The 11,676-nt window shown below is 70.7% G+C and carries 11 protein-coding genes; 4 read left to right on the forward strand and 7 right to left on the reverse strand.

The window, feature by feature from the left end:
* Nucleotides 1-194: 194 nt before the first annotated feature.
* Entirely contained in the window at nucleotides 195-1,376 is a 1,182-nt protein-coding gene (locus VIS07_09730; GenBank protein HEY8515777.1) for an NnrS family protein, read from the forward strand.
* Between the two features lie 79 nt (nucleotides 1,377-1,455).
* Here VIS07_09730 and VIS07_09735 read toward each other — a convergent pair whose 3' ends face one another.
* Complete coding sequence (locus tag VIS07_09735) at nucleotides 1,456-2,034, reverse strand: Slp/YeaY family lipoprotein (GenBank protein HEY8515778.1); 579 nt, start codon at nucleotides 2,032-2,034, stop codon at nucleotides 1,456-1,458.
* A gap of 25 nt (nucleotides 2,035-2,059) precedes the next feature.
* Nucleotides 2,060-3,712, reverse strand: coding sequence for a phosphomethylpyrimidine synthase ThiC (gene thiC / locus VIS07_09740; GenBank protein HEY8515779.1), 1,653 nt, complete (start codon nucleotides 3,710-3,712; stop codon nucleotides 2,060-2,062).
* 104 nt (nucleotides 3,713-3,816) lie between these two features.
* Between thiC and VIS07_09745 the strand changes: the two genes are divergently transcribed.
* Nucleotides 3,817-4,311 (forward strand): pyridoxamine 5'-phosphate oxidase family protein, encoded by a 495-nt coding sequence (locus VIS07_09745; GenBank protein HEY8515780.1) that lies wholly within the window; start codon nucleotides 3,817-3,819, stop codon nucleotides 4,309-4,311.
* 27 nt (nucleotides 4,312-4,338) lie between these two features.
* Here the strand turns inward: VIS07_09745 and VIS07_09750 are convergent, their stop codons facing one another.
* Genes VIS07_09750 through VIS07_09770 form a run of 5 tightly spaced genes read right to left on the reverse strand, consistent with a single transcriptional unit; the run spans nucleotide 4,339 to nucleotide 8,707 of the window.
* Nucleotides 4,339-5,139, reverse strand: coding sequence for an enoyl-CoA hydratase-related protein (locus tag VIS07_09750; protein ID HEY8515781.1), 801 nt, complete (start codon nucleotides 5,137-5,139; stop codon nucleotides 4,339-4,341).
* A gap of 5 nt (nucleotides 5,140-5,144) precedes the next feature.
* Nucleotides 5,145-5,579 (reverse strand): hypothetical protein, encoded by a 435-nt coding sequence (locus VIS07_09755; protein HEY8515782.1) that lies wholly within the window; start codon nucleotides 5,577-5,579, stop codon nucleotides 5,145-5,147.
* Nucleotides 5,576-6,055, reverse strand: a complete 480-nt coding sequence (locus tag VIS07_09760) for a MaoC family dehydratase N-terminal domain-containing protein (GenBank protein HEY8515783.1) — start codon at nucleotides 6,053-6,055, stop codon at nucleotides 5,576-5,578. The genes VIS07_09755 and VIS07_09760 overlap by 4 nt, the downstream gene beginning before the upstream one ends.
* Before the next feature lie 53 nt (nucleotides 6,056-6,108).
* Nucleotides 6,109-6,918, reverse strand: a complete 810-nt coding sequence (locus VIS07_09765) for an SDR family oxidoreductase (GenBank protein HEY8515784.1) — start codon at nucleotides 6,916-6,918, stop codon at nucleotides 6,109-6,111.
* Nucleotides 6,919-6,976: 58 nt separating this feature from the next.
* Nucleotides 6,977-8,707: an AMP-binding protein gene (locus tag VIS07_09770; GenBank protein ID HEY8515785.1), complete on the reverse strand. Its 1,731-nt coding sequence runs from the start codon at nucleotides 8,705-8,707 to the stop codon at nucleotides 6,977-6,979.
* Nucleotides 8,708-8,992: 285 nt separating this feature from the next.
* Here VIS07_09770 and VIS07_09775 point away from each other — a divergent pair, with 285 nt between their 5' ends.
* Nucleotides 8,993-9,991 (forward strand): YCF48-related protein, encoded by a 999-nt coding sequence (locus VIS07_09775; protein ID HEY8515786.1) that lies wholly within the window; start codon nucleotides 8,993-8,995, stop codon nucleotides 9,989-9,991.
* Nucleotides 9,992-10,039: 48 nt separating this feature from the next.
* Nucleotides 10,040-11,676 (forward strand): MMPL family transporter (locus VIS07_09780; GenBank protein HEY8515787.1); only part of this gene is annotated, 1,637 nt, incomplete at its 3' end.

The raw sequence follows: 11,676 nt of genomic DNA on the forward strand, positions 1-11,676 counted from the left end.
CGTCTTGACCTCCGACACTCGGCTCGGCTTATCCTCCCCAGGGCGGTGTCCTCCTTCCTGCCGGTTCTCCCGGCATGGCTTGGTCAGCCGGAAGGTCTACACCGCCTTTCCTCTATTTCCACACCCGCTGATCATGGCTCCTGCGCGATGGGGCGCGAGTCAACGAGGCCCGCGTCGAGCGCGGCGGCAGGAGCATGAGCGTCCGCGAAACCGAAGCGTCGTTTGCGGCGCCGCAGGCGCCGCGGCTGCGGGCCGAGCCGTACCGGCTGTTCTTCCCGCTCGGCGTGCTGCTCGGCTGGGCCGGCGTCGGGCACTGGGTGCTGTACGCGACCGGCGCGACCTCGTCGTACTCGTGCCACCGGCACGGCTTGCTGCAGACGCAGGCCTTTCTCATGGCGTTCGCGCTCGGATTTTTGTGGACGGCGCTGCCGCGTCGGCTCGCGGCGCCGGCGGCGTCGGCGCGCGAGATCTCGCTCGCGGTGGCGGCGCTCCTCGGCACGTGTGCCACGCTGCTCGCGGATCAGTGGGTGCTCGCCGAGCTCGGCTACCTCGCGCTCTTCGTGCTGCTGCTGCAGTTCGGCGCGCGCCGCTTCCTCACGGGGGCGGTGCGGCGGAGCCCGCCCGCGGCGTTCGTGCTGCTCGCGGTCGGGGCGGCGCAGGGCATCGCGGGCGCGCTGCTGATCCTCGCGCGCCTCGTGCTCGAGTCCGCGCCGTGGACGATGGCGCTCGGCGCGCTGCTGATCGAGCAGGGCGTGTTCCTGAGCTTCGTGGTCGGTGTCGGCGCGCTGATCCTGCCGCTGATGGCGGGCGAGGCGCCGCCGCCCGACCTCGGCAGCTCACCGCGCGAGACGTGGAAGGCGGTGGGCTTCCTCGCGCTCGGGCTGGTGATCGTCGCGAGCCTCGTCGCCGAGCAGGCGGGCTGGGTGCGCTCGGGGCAGATCGTGCGCGGGCTCGCGGTCGCGCTCGGTCTCGGCGTCGCGGGCGGCGCGTGGCGCGCGCCCGGCAAGCCCGGGCTGCACCGGCGTCTCGTCTGGCTCGCCGCGTGGCTCGCGCCCGCGGGGCTGATCCTCGCCGGGCTCTTCCCGGACTACCGCGTGCCCGCGCTGCACGTGCTCTTCATCGGCGGCTTCTCGCTGATGGCATTCGGCGTCGCGACCCACGTCTGCCTGAGCCACCTCGGCATGACCGACGACGTCGTCGGACGTCCGCCCGCGGTGATCGCGCTCGGCGCCGGCATCCTGCTCGCGCTCGCGGCGCGCGTCGCCGCCGACTGGAGCGACAGCTACTTCACACACCTCGCCTGGGCGGCGGGCGTCTGGATCGCGGCCTCGGCGGTGTGGCTCGCCTACCTCGGGCCGCGCCTCGTCCGCGACTGAGCGTTGGTTGCCGCGCGGGAATCGTGGTCGCGACGTTGCGTGCGGGCGACGCGCCCCGTCGACGGCCACGGGGGCGGCGCTACCAGATCCAGGGCCGGTAGGAATAAGGATACGGACCCCAGGGGTACCAGGCGGGACCGCTGTAGACCCAGACGCCCGGTCCCCAGCCCCAGTAGGGGTACGGCCCCCACACGTACTCGTAGCGCGGCCGGTGCGGCCACAGGTAGACCGTGTAGGCGTCGACCACCGGCGCCTCGTACTCGTGGTCGCCGACCTTCTCCGGGCTCGTGCCGGAGAGCCAGCCGACGACGGTGATCAGGCGGTCGGGCGCGTAGACCTCGGGGTCGAAGAAGCCCTGCGCGCAGGCGAGGAAGCGTCCCGCGGGCTCGTCGACGCGCTCGGGGCGCGCCGAGTCGTCGAGCGGCATGCCGACGACGAGGAAGCAGGTGCGATCCTGCTGCGGCCGCACCTCCGCGATGACGCCGCCCCAGCGCACGGGCTCCGTCGCGGTCGCGCCCCGCGCCGCCTGCGCGGGCTGGATGTCGGCGAAGGGCCCGCCACGCAGCGCCGCCGGCGGCACCGCGCAGCCCGCGACGGCGACGAGCGCCGCAGCGCCGAGCAACGCACGTTCGACGCGACGCCAGCCTCGCGCGTCCATCGTCGTCCGTCTCGCGCGTGCGCGCTCAGCGCGCGGCGACACCCTCCTGGATCGCCTTCGCGCTCGACGCCTCGGGCGTGATCTCGCTGTGGCAGGCGTGCCGTCCGCCGACGACGGGCAGCTCCGCACGACGACGCAGGAGATCGCGTCCCGCCGGCCCGACGCCCGGGCTCGCGGCCGCCTTGCGCACCGGCTGGAAGCGCTCGTCCTTGCCGCTCGCGAACGCGACGATCTCCTTCGAGATGCGCATGCTGCACCAGTCGTGGCCGCACATGGCGCAGAACTCGGTGTCGACCTCGAGGTCCTCGTCGTGCAGCGCGCGTGCGGTCTCGCCGTCGAAGGCGAGTTCGAACTGCTTCGGCCAGTTGAGCGCGGCGCGCGCCCGCGACAGGTCGTCGTCCCACTGACGGGCGCCCTTGATGCCGCGCGCGATGTCGCCCGCGTGCGCGGCGATCTTGTAGGCGATGCAGCCGTCGGCGACGTCCTGCGCCTTGGGCAGGCCGACGTGCTCCTTCGGCGTCACGTAGCAGAGCATCGCGGCGCCGTGACGCGCGGCCTCGGTCGCGCCGATCGCGCTCGTGATGTGGTCGTAGCCGGGGAAGACGTCGGTGACGAGCGGGCCGAGCACGTAGAAGGGCGCGTCGTCGCACACCTCCTGCTCGAGCTTCATGTTGTAGCCGATCTGGTCGAGCGGCACGTGCCCCGGACCCTCGACCATGACCTGCACGCCCGCCTCGCGCGCGCGCTGCACGAGCTCGCCGAGCGTGCGCAGCTCGGCGAGCTGCGCCTCGTCGGTCGCGTCGGCGAGGCAGCCGGGACGTAGCCCGTCGCCGAGCGAGTACGTGACGTCGTACTCGCGCATGATCGCGCTGATCTCGTCGAACAGCTCGTACATCGGGTTCTGCTTGCCGTGGTAGATCATCCACTTGGCGAGCAGCGATCCGCCGCGCGACACGATGCCGGTGACGCGGTTGCGCACGAGCGGCAGGTGCTCGCGCAGGACGCCCGCGTGGATCGTGAAGTAGTCGACGCCCTGCTGTGCTTGACGCTCGATCTCCTTCAGGATGACGTCGTAGGTCAGGTCCTCGATGCGGCGTCCGAGGATCATCGAGTAGATCGGCACGGTGCCGATCGGGATCGTCGAGTGGTCGATGATCGCCTGACGGCAGCCGGGGAGGTCGCCGCCGGTCGAGAGGTCCATCAGGGTGTCGGCGCCATAGCGCTGCGCCCACTTGAGCTTCTCGACCTCGGCGTCGAGCGTGCTCGCGACCGGCGAGGCGCCGATGTTGGCGTTGATCTTGGTCGTGATCATGCGCCCGATGCCGGTCGGGTCGAGGCGCTTGGGCGCGCGCTCGCCGCGCAGGATCGTCGGGTCCTCGATCACGCGCAGGCGCTGCGCGGAGGTCTGGTTGACCCACAGGCGAGCGTCGTCGCGGGCGCCGGGGTGGCCGATCGGCTCGGGGTAGGTGCGGGCGGCGCCGTTGCCGTTCGCGTGCCCGTTCGTGCTGGCCGGCGGCTGGCCGCCGCTGCCGGCCAGGTGCCGCACGTTGGCCGGGATGACGAGCCGCCCGCGTGCGACCTCGTCGCGGATGAATTCGGCGGAGACGTTCTCGCGCTCCGCCACGCGCCTCATCTCGGCGGTGATGATGCCTTTCCGCGCGCTCTCGAGTTGGGTCATGAGCGAGAGATACGCCCGGGTCTACGGCGGAGCAAGGACGCCACCGAAGAACGCGACGGGTCGCGACGCTTCCCCCGAGCGAGCGCCTCGGCTAGGTTGCGCGCGTGCTGAGGAGACGTTCGCTGCTGCGCGCGCTCGCGGCGTGCATCGCCGCTCCGCTCGTCGCGCCGCTGCGCGCCCTCGCGCAGGAGCTGCCCGCGGCGACGCGAAAGGCGCTCGAGACCGAGAAGCTCATCTACGTCGCGACGCAACGGAAGAGCGGCGAGCGCAGCGAGGCGGCGCCGGTCTGGTTCGTCTACCAGGACGGCTACCTCTGGACGACGACGTCGCCCGGGAGCTGGAAGGCGAAGCGCATCGCGCGCGGCAGCCCGCTCTACATCTGGGTCGGGAGCGAGGACGGGCCGTTCCTCGTCGGCCACGCCGAGCAGATCACCGACCCGGCGCTGATCGACCGCATGGGCGAGGCGTACTCCGAGAAGTACTGGATCGCGCGGCTCGGCTTCTTCCGCCCGCGCTCCTCGCGGGTGCGCGAAGGCAAGACGATCGCCTACAAGGTGACGCTCAGCGAGGGCACGCCGCCCCCGCCGCCGTCGAAGTAGCTCGGAGCTCTCTCGGACGCGCGGCGCTCACTCGCCGCCGAAGCGCGGCGCGCGCTTCTCGGCGAACGCGCGGCGTCCCTCCGCGAAGTCCTCGCTCGCGAGCGCCTCGTTGCGTAGCCGCGTGAAGTGCGCGACCTCGATCTCGGTGAAGCCGCCGTGCGCGCGCAGCGCGTGCAACATCTGCTTGGTCGCGCGCAGCGTGCGCGGCGCGAGCGCCGCGATCTCACGCGCGAGCGCGAGCACCTCGCGCTCGAGATCCGCAGCCGGGTGCACGCCGTTCAGGAGCCCGAGCGCGAGCGCGCGCTCCGCCGGCATCGGACGCGCAGTCAGCATCAGCTCGGCGACCAGCGTAGGGCTCGCGCGCTCGGCGAGCCGCGCCACGCCGTCGGGGTCGTAGACCACCGACAGCTTCGCCGCCGGGATCGCGAAGCGCGCGTCGTTCGCGGCGTAGCGCAGGTCGCACGCGCACACGACCTCGACGCCCGCGCCGTACGCGCCGCCGAAGACCATGGCGAGGACGGGGTAGGGGAAGCGCTCGATCGCCTCGATCGCGGTCGACAGCGGGTGACGCGACGCCTCCTGCGCGGCGCCGCCGCGGATCGCGCCGATGTCGTAGCCCGACGAGAAGATCTTCTCGCCCTCGCCGCGCAGGACGACGGCGCGGACGTCCTCCTTGCCGAGCGCGTCGAGCGTGCGTGCGAGCTCGAAGAGGAGGTCGGGGTCGAGCGCGTTGCGCTTGCTCGGGTTGGCGATGGTGAGGATCGCGAGCCGCTCGTTGCGCTCGACGCGGATCCCCGCCTGCTCCGCGGCCTCGGACGTGCGCGTCATCGTCGTCACGGCAGCTCGAGGGTCGCGGTGCCGATCACGCAGCGGTCGCCCTCGGCGGTCTCCATCCAGACGTCGCACTCGACGGTGCGGCGCTCCTCGTCCTTCTCGGTCACCGTGCCCATCAGGCGCACCGTGCTGCCCGCGAGCGCGAGACCGCGGAAGGTCGTGCCGAGCCGGCGCAGCTTGCCGCCCGGCGCCCAGGTGAGGAGCTCGCGCGCGAGCAGCGCGAGCGACATGTTGCCGGGCGTGATCTGTCCCGGCAGGCCCTCGCGCTTCGCGCCCTCGTCGTCGGTGAAGCGCGGGAACGCCATGCCGATCTCGGTCGCGTGCGCCTTCACGTAGTCGCGTCCGAGCTCGAGCGTGATCTCGGGGAGCTCGTCGCCGGGCTCGACCGTGTCGAAGGTCACGCCGCCGCGCGCCGCTTCGCTCGCACCGCTCATCGTGCCGCCTCCTTGTCGCTGCTTCCGCGCTGCATCAAGCGCGAGTCGACGTTCGCCACCATCTCGCCGTTCTGGTTCACCAGGTGCTGGCGGAAGACCACGAACCACATCGACCCCGAGCGGCCGGTCTTCTCGTAGAGCTCGGTGATCGTCGAGGTCGCGGTGATGACGTCGCCCGGGCGGATCGGCACGCCGAACTCGATGTCCTTGCCGGCGTCGAAGCCGCCGAGCTTGTTCATCTCGCGCGCGACCTCGGGCGGCATGTGCTGGCCGCCGCGCAGCTTGACGACGAAGGTCGGGAAGGCGACGAGCCCGCCGTACGGGCCGCGCTTGGCCGCCTCTTCGTCGAGGTAGATCGGGTCGGTCACGCCGAGCGACTTCGCGTAGGAGATGAGCTCCTCCGCGGTGATCGGCGGGTAGGTCAGGCGGTCGTACTCACGTCCGATGACGGACCGGTCGATGTCGGCGAAGGCCATGCGGCTGTGCTCCGGTTCGTTTGCTCGCGGCTGGGTCGGTGTGTCGCGCTCCTTTAGCGACCGCCGCCTCCGAGCGCACGGCTGACCGCGTCGGGCATCTTGAACGCCGTCCAGCCGCGGTCGCAGTTCAGCACCGCCCCGGTCAGCGAGCGCGACAGGTCGCTCGCGAGGAACACCACCAGGTCGGCGATCTCCTCCGGGGTCTGGAGCCCGGTCGCGTGCCCCGCCGCGAAGCCCTCGCGCAGCTCGTCGGTGCCGAAGATGATCGCGTTCATCGGCGTGTCGACGTAGCCCGGGCTGATCGCGTTGACCCGGATGCCGAGCTTGCCGCAGCCGACCGCCATCGAACGCGTGAGACCCGCGACGCCCGCCTTCGAGGCGGCGTAAGCGTCGGTCACGCCGACCGGCAGGTGCGCCATCGACGACGCGGTATTGATGATCGAGCCGCCGCCCGCGGCGGCGATGTGCGGGATCGCGTACTTGCTGCACAGGAACACGCTGGTCAGGTTGACGCGCAGCACGCGCTCCCAGACCTCGTCTGCGATCGACGCGGTGAAGTCGTCCTCGCCGATCGGCGCGATGCCGGCGTTGTTGTAGAGCACGTCGATCCGGCCGAAGCGCTCGACGACGCGCGCGATCATCGCCTGCACGCTGGGCGAGCTGCCGGCGTCGCACGCGATCGCGACCGCCTCGCCGCCCGCCGTCGCGATCTCATCCGCGACCGTTTCGGCGCTCGCGAGCGTGACGTCGGTCACCGCGACGCGCGCCCCGGCGCGGGCGAGCGCGAGCGCGCCCGCGCGTCCGAGCCCCGAGCCGCCGCCGGTGACGATCGCGACCTTGCCGTCGAGCAGTCCCCCCGCCATCACGTCCCTTCCTTTCTTCTATGTGCTGCTTCCGTTGCCTGGTTTCCGATTGCCGCGCTCACCGCTCGGCGCGGTCCGCGACCCGGCGCTCGATCGTCTCGCGCAGCAGCCGCTTGTGGATCTTGCCACTCGGCGTGCGGGGAAACTCGTGCACGACCTCGAGCTGCTCGGGGAGCTTCTGCGGCGTCAGGTCGCGCGCGCGCAGAAACGCGACCACCTGCTCGAGCGTCGGCGGCTCGGCGCCCGCCGCCGGCTGCACGCAGGCGCACGCGCGCTCGCCGGTCGCCGGGTCCGCGAGCGGGATCAGCGCCGCGGCGGCGATCGCCGGGTGCTCGAGCAGCAGGTCCTCGACCTCGCGCGCGCTGATCTTCTCGCCCTTGCGCACGATGATGTCCTTGACGCGGCCGGTGACCCGCAGGAGTCCGCCCTCGTCGAGCACACCCAGGTCGCCGGTGCGGAAGAAGCCGTCGTCGTCGAAGCTCTCGGCGTCGAGCGCGGCATCGACGTAGCCGAGGAAGCAGTCGGGACCGCGCGCGCGGATCTCGCCCTCGCGGCCCGGCGGCAGCTCGCGGCCGTCGGCGTCGGTGATGCGGATCTCGACGCCGGCGAGCGCACGTCCCTCGGTGTCGAGGCCGTGCGCGAGCGCGTCCTCGACGCCGGCGGTCGCGATCGTCGGGAACTCCGACGAGCCGTACGAGCGCTTGGTGACCATCCCCGGGATGCGCGCGCGACCGGCGCGCATCAGCTCTGGCGCGACGCTCGCGCCGCCGCAGGAGAAGAGGCGCAGGCTCGAGAGGTCGCGCGTGCCGACGTCGGGGTGCGCGAGCATCTCCTGCAGAAACGTCGGCGCGCCGATCATGTAGGTGACGCGGTGACGCTCGACGTCGCGCAGCGCGCGGCCGGGATCCCAGCGCTCCTCGAGCACGGCGCTCGTGCCGAGCAGCGCCGGCGCGAGAATGCCGTGGATGACGCCCGACACGTGCGTCAGCGGCGACGGCATCAGCACGCGGTCGCTCGGCGAGAGCCCGTGCGCCGCGACCAGGCTGCGCAGCTCCGCGGTGAGCGTCTGGTGCGTGTGCATCGCCCCCTTGGGCTCGGCCGTCGAGCCGGACGTATAAATGATGACGGCGAGCGCGTCGGGGTCGACCGCAGCGGGGGAGGGCGGCGCGGCGTTCGTCGTGGCGTCGGTCGGCGCGGCGTGGGTCGTGGTGTCGGTCGCCGCGGCGGTCCTCGGCACCGCGTCGCGCGCGGGCGGCGTGCGCAGCAGCTCCGCGAACGGCGTCGCGTCGCGCGCGAGCGCGCGCGTCGGCCGCACGACGACGAGCTTCGCCTCGTGGCGGACGGCGGCGAGCGCGCCTTTCGTCTGCGCCGGGTAGTCGACGCCGCGGTGCTCGTCGGGCACGACCACGACGCGCGGGCGCGTCTGGCGCAGGATCACCGCGACCTCCCGGCCGCGCAGGATCGGCACGATCGGCACGGCGTGCGCGCCGAGCGACACCGTCGCGAGCAGCGTCGCCGCGGCCTCCCACCAATTGGGTAATTGGTAAGCGACCGCGTCGCCCGCGCGGACGCCGAGCGTGGAGAGCCCTTTCGCGAGCGCTGCGACGCCACGGGCGAGCTCGGTGAAGCTCAGCTCGAGGTCGCCGTCGACGAGCGCGATCGCGTCGCCGCGCGCGCGCACGGTGCGCGCCCACGACTCGCCGAGCGTGACGCCGGGCCAGAGCCCGCGCTGCCGGTAGCTTTGCGCGACGGGCGAGCGCAGCCGGTGCTCGGCGATGACGCGACTCACGGCTCGCGTCGTACGCGCCGGCTCCGCGGCCAGTCAAGAAGACGTCGCGACGTGCGCGGCGGCCGGTCGCGCGACGCTCCGAACGTCGTCGCCGTCCATAACGCTCGCTACAGGCGGTCACGTTCACCCGAACGCGCGGTCGCGGCGCGTCGCGTCGCGTGCGCGCGCAGTTCCCGAGGGTTGACACCGGCGAAAGGGCCACCCTATAAGCGCGAAATCGCACGCTTCTCGCGCGCGAGGTGTCGCCGTGGCGCGCGCCCGGTTCGAAAGCGAGAGATCCCCGAGATGACGCGAATTCATTGCTTGCGTGCGTTCGTGCTGCTCGTCGGGCTCGCGGTCGCCGCCGCGATGAATGCGCGTGAGGCGAGCGCGGCGCGCATCGTCGAGAACCTCTACGCGGCGAAGCTCATCGACGACCGCACCGGCTGGGTGGTCGGCGCCTTCGGCGCGATCTTCAAGACCACCGACGGCGGCGAGACCTGGGAAGCGCAGCAGACGCCGACGCTCGACTACCTCTACGGCGTCGACTTCGCCTCGCCGACCCACGGCGTCGTGGTCGGCAAGTCGGGTGTGGTGCTGACCACCGACGACGGCGGCAAGACCTGGGTCAAGCGCGAGTCGGGCACCGACCGCAACCTGTTCTCCGTGACCTTTGCCTCGCCGACCCACGTCTGGGCGGTCGGCGACTGGGGCGCGGTGATCGAGTCGACCGACGGCGGCAAGACGTGGAAGGACCGCACGCTGCCGGAGGACGTCGTCCTCACCTCGCAGTCGTGGCCCGACGCGAGCACCGGCTACATCGCCGGCGAGTTCGGCACGGTGCAGAAGACGACCGACGGCGGCAAGACGTTCACGCCGCTCGACACCGGAACCGACAAGACGATCTTCGGGATCGCGTTTCGCTCACCGAACGAAGGGTGGGCCGTCGGCATCGACGGCCTCGTGCTCCGCACCACCGACGGCGGCCAGACCTGGACGCCGCAGCGCGGTCGTCTCGACGCCGGATCGCTCGACCAGCTCGGCTTCATGGAAGCCATGAAGAATCCCGGGCTGTACGACATCCGGATGTCGGGCGACTATGGCTACATCGTGGGCGACATCGGCATGGTGCTCGTCAGCTTCGACGGCGGCGAGACCTGGCAGGAGAGAAAGCTGCCGGCCGAGATGTCGCTCTACTGGCTGCGCGGCGTGTCGTCGAAGGAGGGCCGCGCGCTCGTCGTCGGCGCGAACGGTCTCACAGTGACGGTCGACCAGGGCGAGATCCGGCTGAAGGGCGAAGGCTGAGTTTCGCAGCTCCGGAAGAACGGGACCGGCGGCCGAGGAAATCCTTAGATGATTCCCAGACGATACATCGAAGCGTACCTGTTCTTCCTGCTGCGCAACAAATACAAGGTCACCGCCGTCATCACCGCGGTCACGCTGTTCTTCGTCTACTACATGTGGGCGCACATGCAGATCGCGACGAACTTCTTCGATCTGTATCCGCCCAACCATCCTTATATTCAGCTCTACCAGAAGTACCGTCCCATGTTCGGGACGGCGAACGTGCTGCAGATCGTCGTCGAGACGCCGGAAGCGACGATCTTCGACGACCCAGAGACCTTCAAGAAGGTCGATCGCATCACCGTCGATCTGCTGCACAACGTGCCCGGCGTGAACGGCGAGCAGGTGCTCTCGGTCACGCACCCCAAGCTCAAGACGACGCTCACCGCCGGCACCGGCATCAAGGTCGTGCCGCTCACCTACCCGAGGCTTCCCGACAGCAAGGAAGACCTCGAGTTCATGCGGATGAAGGTCTACACGACCGAGGGCGTCCGCGGCTTCTTCGTGTCCCCCGACGACAAGTCGACGCTGATCGTCGCCGGCTTCTGGGAGGAGTACTTCGACCTCCAGGGGATGCTGAAGCAGATCCAGGAGATCATCGAGCGCGAGCAGATCGTCGACGCGAACGGCGAGTGCAAGGGGCTGCCCGACCCGACGAAGTGCACGAAGATCTACGTCACCGGCTTCCCCGTCCTCTACGGCTACTTCATGTCGATGAAGGAGCCGATGCTGTGGGTCCTGCTGGCCAGCATCGGCACCATGATCGTCATCCTGTGGTTCGAGTTCCGTAGCTGGCAGGGCGTCTTCATCCCGATCCTGTCGGGCGCGCTGAGCGCGATCTGGGGGCTCGGCTTCGGCGGCCTGTGCGGCTTGAGCTTGGATCCTCTGGTCCTCGTGGTGCCGCTGCTGATCTCGGCGCGCGCGCACTCGCACTCCGTGCAGTCGATGGAGCGCTACCACGAGGAGTACGAGAAGCTGAAGGACAAGCACGCGGCGATCGTCAAGTCGTACACGGAGATCTACGCGCCGGCGATGGTGTCGATCGTCGCCGACGGGCTCGCGATCCTGACGCTCTACGTCGCGCGCATCCCGATCATCCAGAAGCTCGCGCTGCTGTGCAGCTTCTGGATCATCTCGATCTTCATCAGCGTCGTGACGCTGCACCCGATCATCCTCGACCTGGTGAAGCCACCGAAGCACCTCGCGACGCACCACGAGCCGGGCCTGTTCTCGCGCGCCTACGACCGCTTCGAGCGCTTCCTGATCTGGCTGTCGACCGGGCAGCGGCGCGTCTGGATGTGCGCGAGCCTCGTCGTGCTGCTGATCTTCGGCTTCTACTTCCAGAGCAAGGTCAAGGCCGGCGACATGACGCCGTTCGACGCGCTCCTCTACGAGGACCACCCGGCGAACGTCGCGTTCCGCAAGATCAACGACAACTTCGTCGGCGCGAGCCAGCTCGTCGTGATCGCCGAGGGCAAGAAGCCCGAGGCGCTCAAGGACGCCAACACCCTCAACCAGCTCGACCTCTTCTCGCGCTTCATGAAGCAGAGCGACGAGACCGGCGCGATCGGCGGCTCGGTCACGGCGACGACCATGCTGAAGCGCGTCTTCCGCACCTTCCACGAGGGCGATCCCAAGTGGGAGAC

The organism is Candidatus Binatia bacterium (assembly GCA_036563615.1).
Taxonomy (GTDB): Bacteria; Desulfobacterota; Binatia; order UBA12015; family UBA12015; genus DATCMB01.

Excerpts from the sequence above, each read along its gene's own strand:
- VIS07_09765 (HEY8515784.1), bottom strand. The coding sequence starts at position 6,918 with ATGGCGGGGGGACTGCTCGACGGCAAGGTCGCGATCGTCACCGGCGGC.
- thiC (HEY8515779.1), bottom strand. The coding sequence starts at position 3,712 with ATGACCCAACTCGAGAGCGCGCGGAAAGGCATCATCACCGCCGAGATG.
- VIS07_09760 (HEY8515783.1), bottom strand. The coding sequence starts at position 6,055 with ATGGCCTTCGCCGACATCGACCGGTCCGTCATCGGACGTGAGTACGAC.
- VIS07_09755 (HEY8515782.1), bottom strand. The coding sequence starts at position 5,579 with ATGAGCGGTGCGAGCGAAGCGGCGCGCGGCGGCGTGACCTTCGACACG.
- VIS07_09730 (HEY8515777.1), top strand. The coding sequence starts at position 195 with ATGAGCGTCCGCGAAACCGAAGCGTCGTTTGCGGCGCCGCAGGCGCCG.
- VIS07_09735 (HEY8515778.1), bottom strand. The coding sequence starts at position 2,034 with ATGGACGCGCGAGGCTGGCGTCGCGTCGAACGTGCGTTGCTCGGCGCT.
- VIS07_09775 (HEY8515786.1), top strand. The coding sequence starts at position 8,993 with ATGACGCGAATTCATTGCTTGCGTGCGTTCGTGCTGCTCGTCGGGCTC.
- VIS07_09750 (HEY8515781.1), bottom strand. The coding sequence starts at position 5,139 with ATGACGCGCACGTCCGAGGCCGCGGAGCAGGCGGGGATCCGCGTCGAG.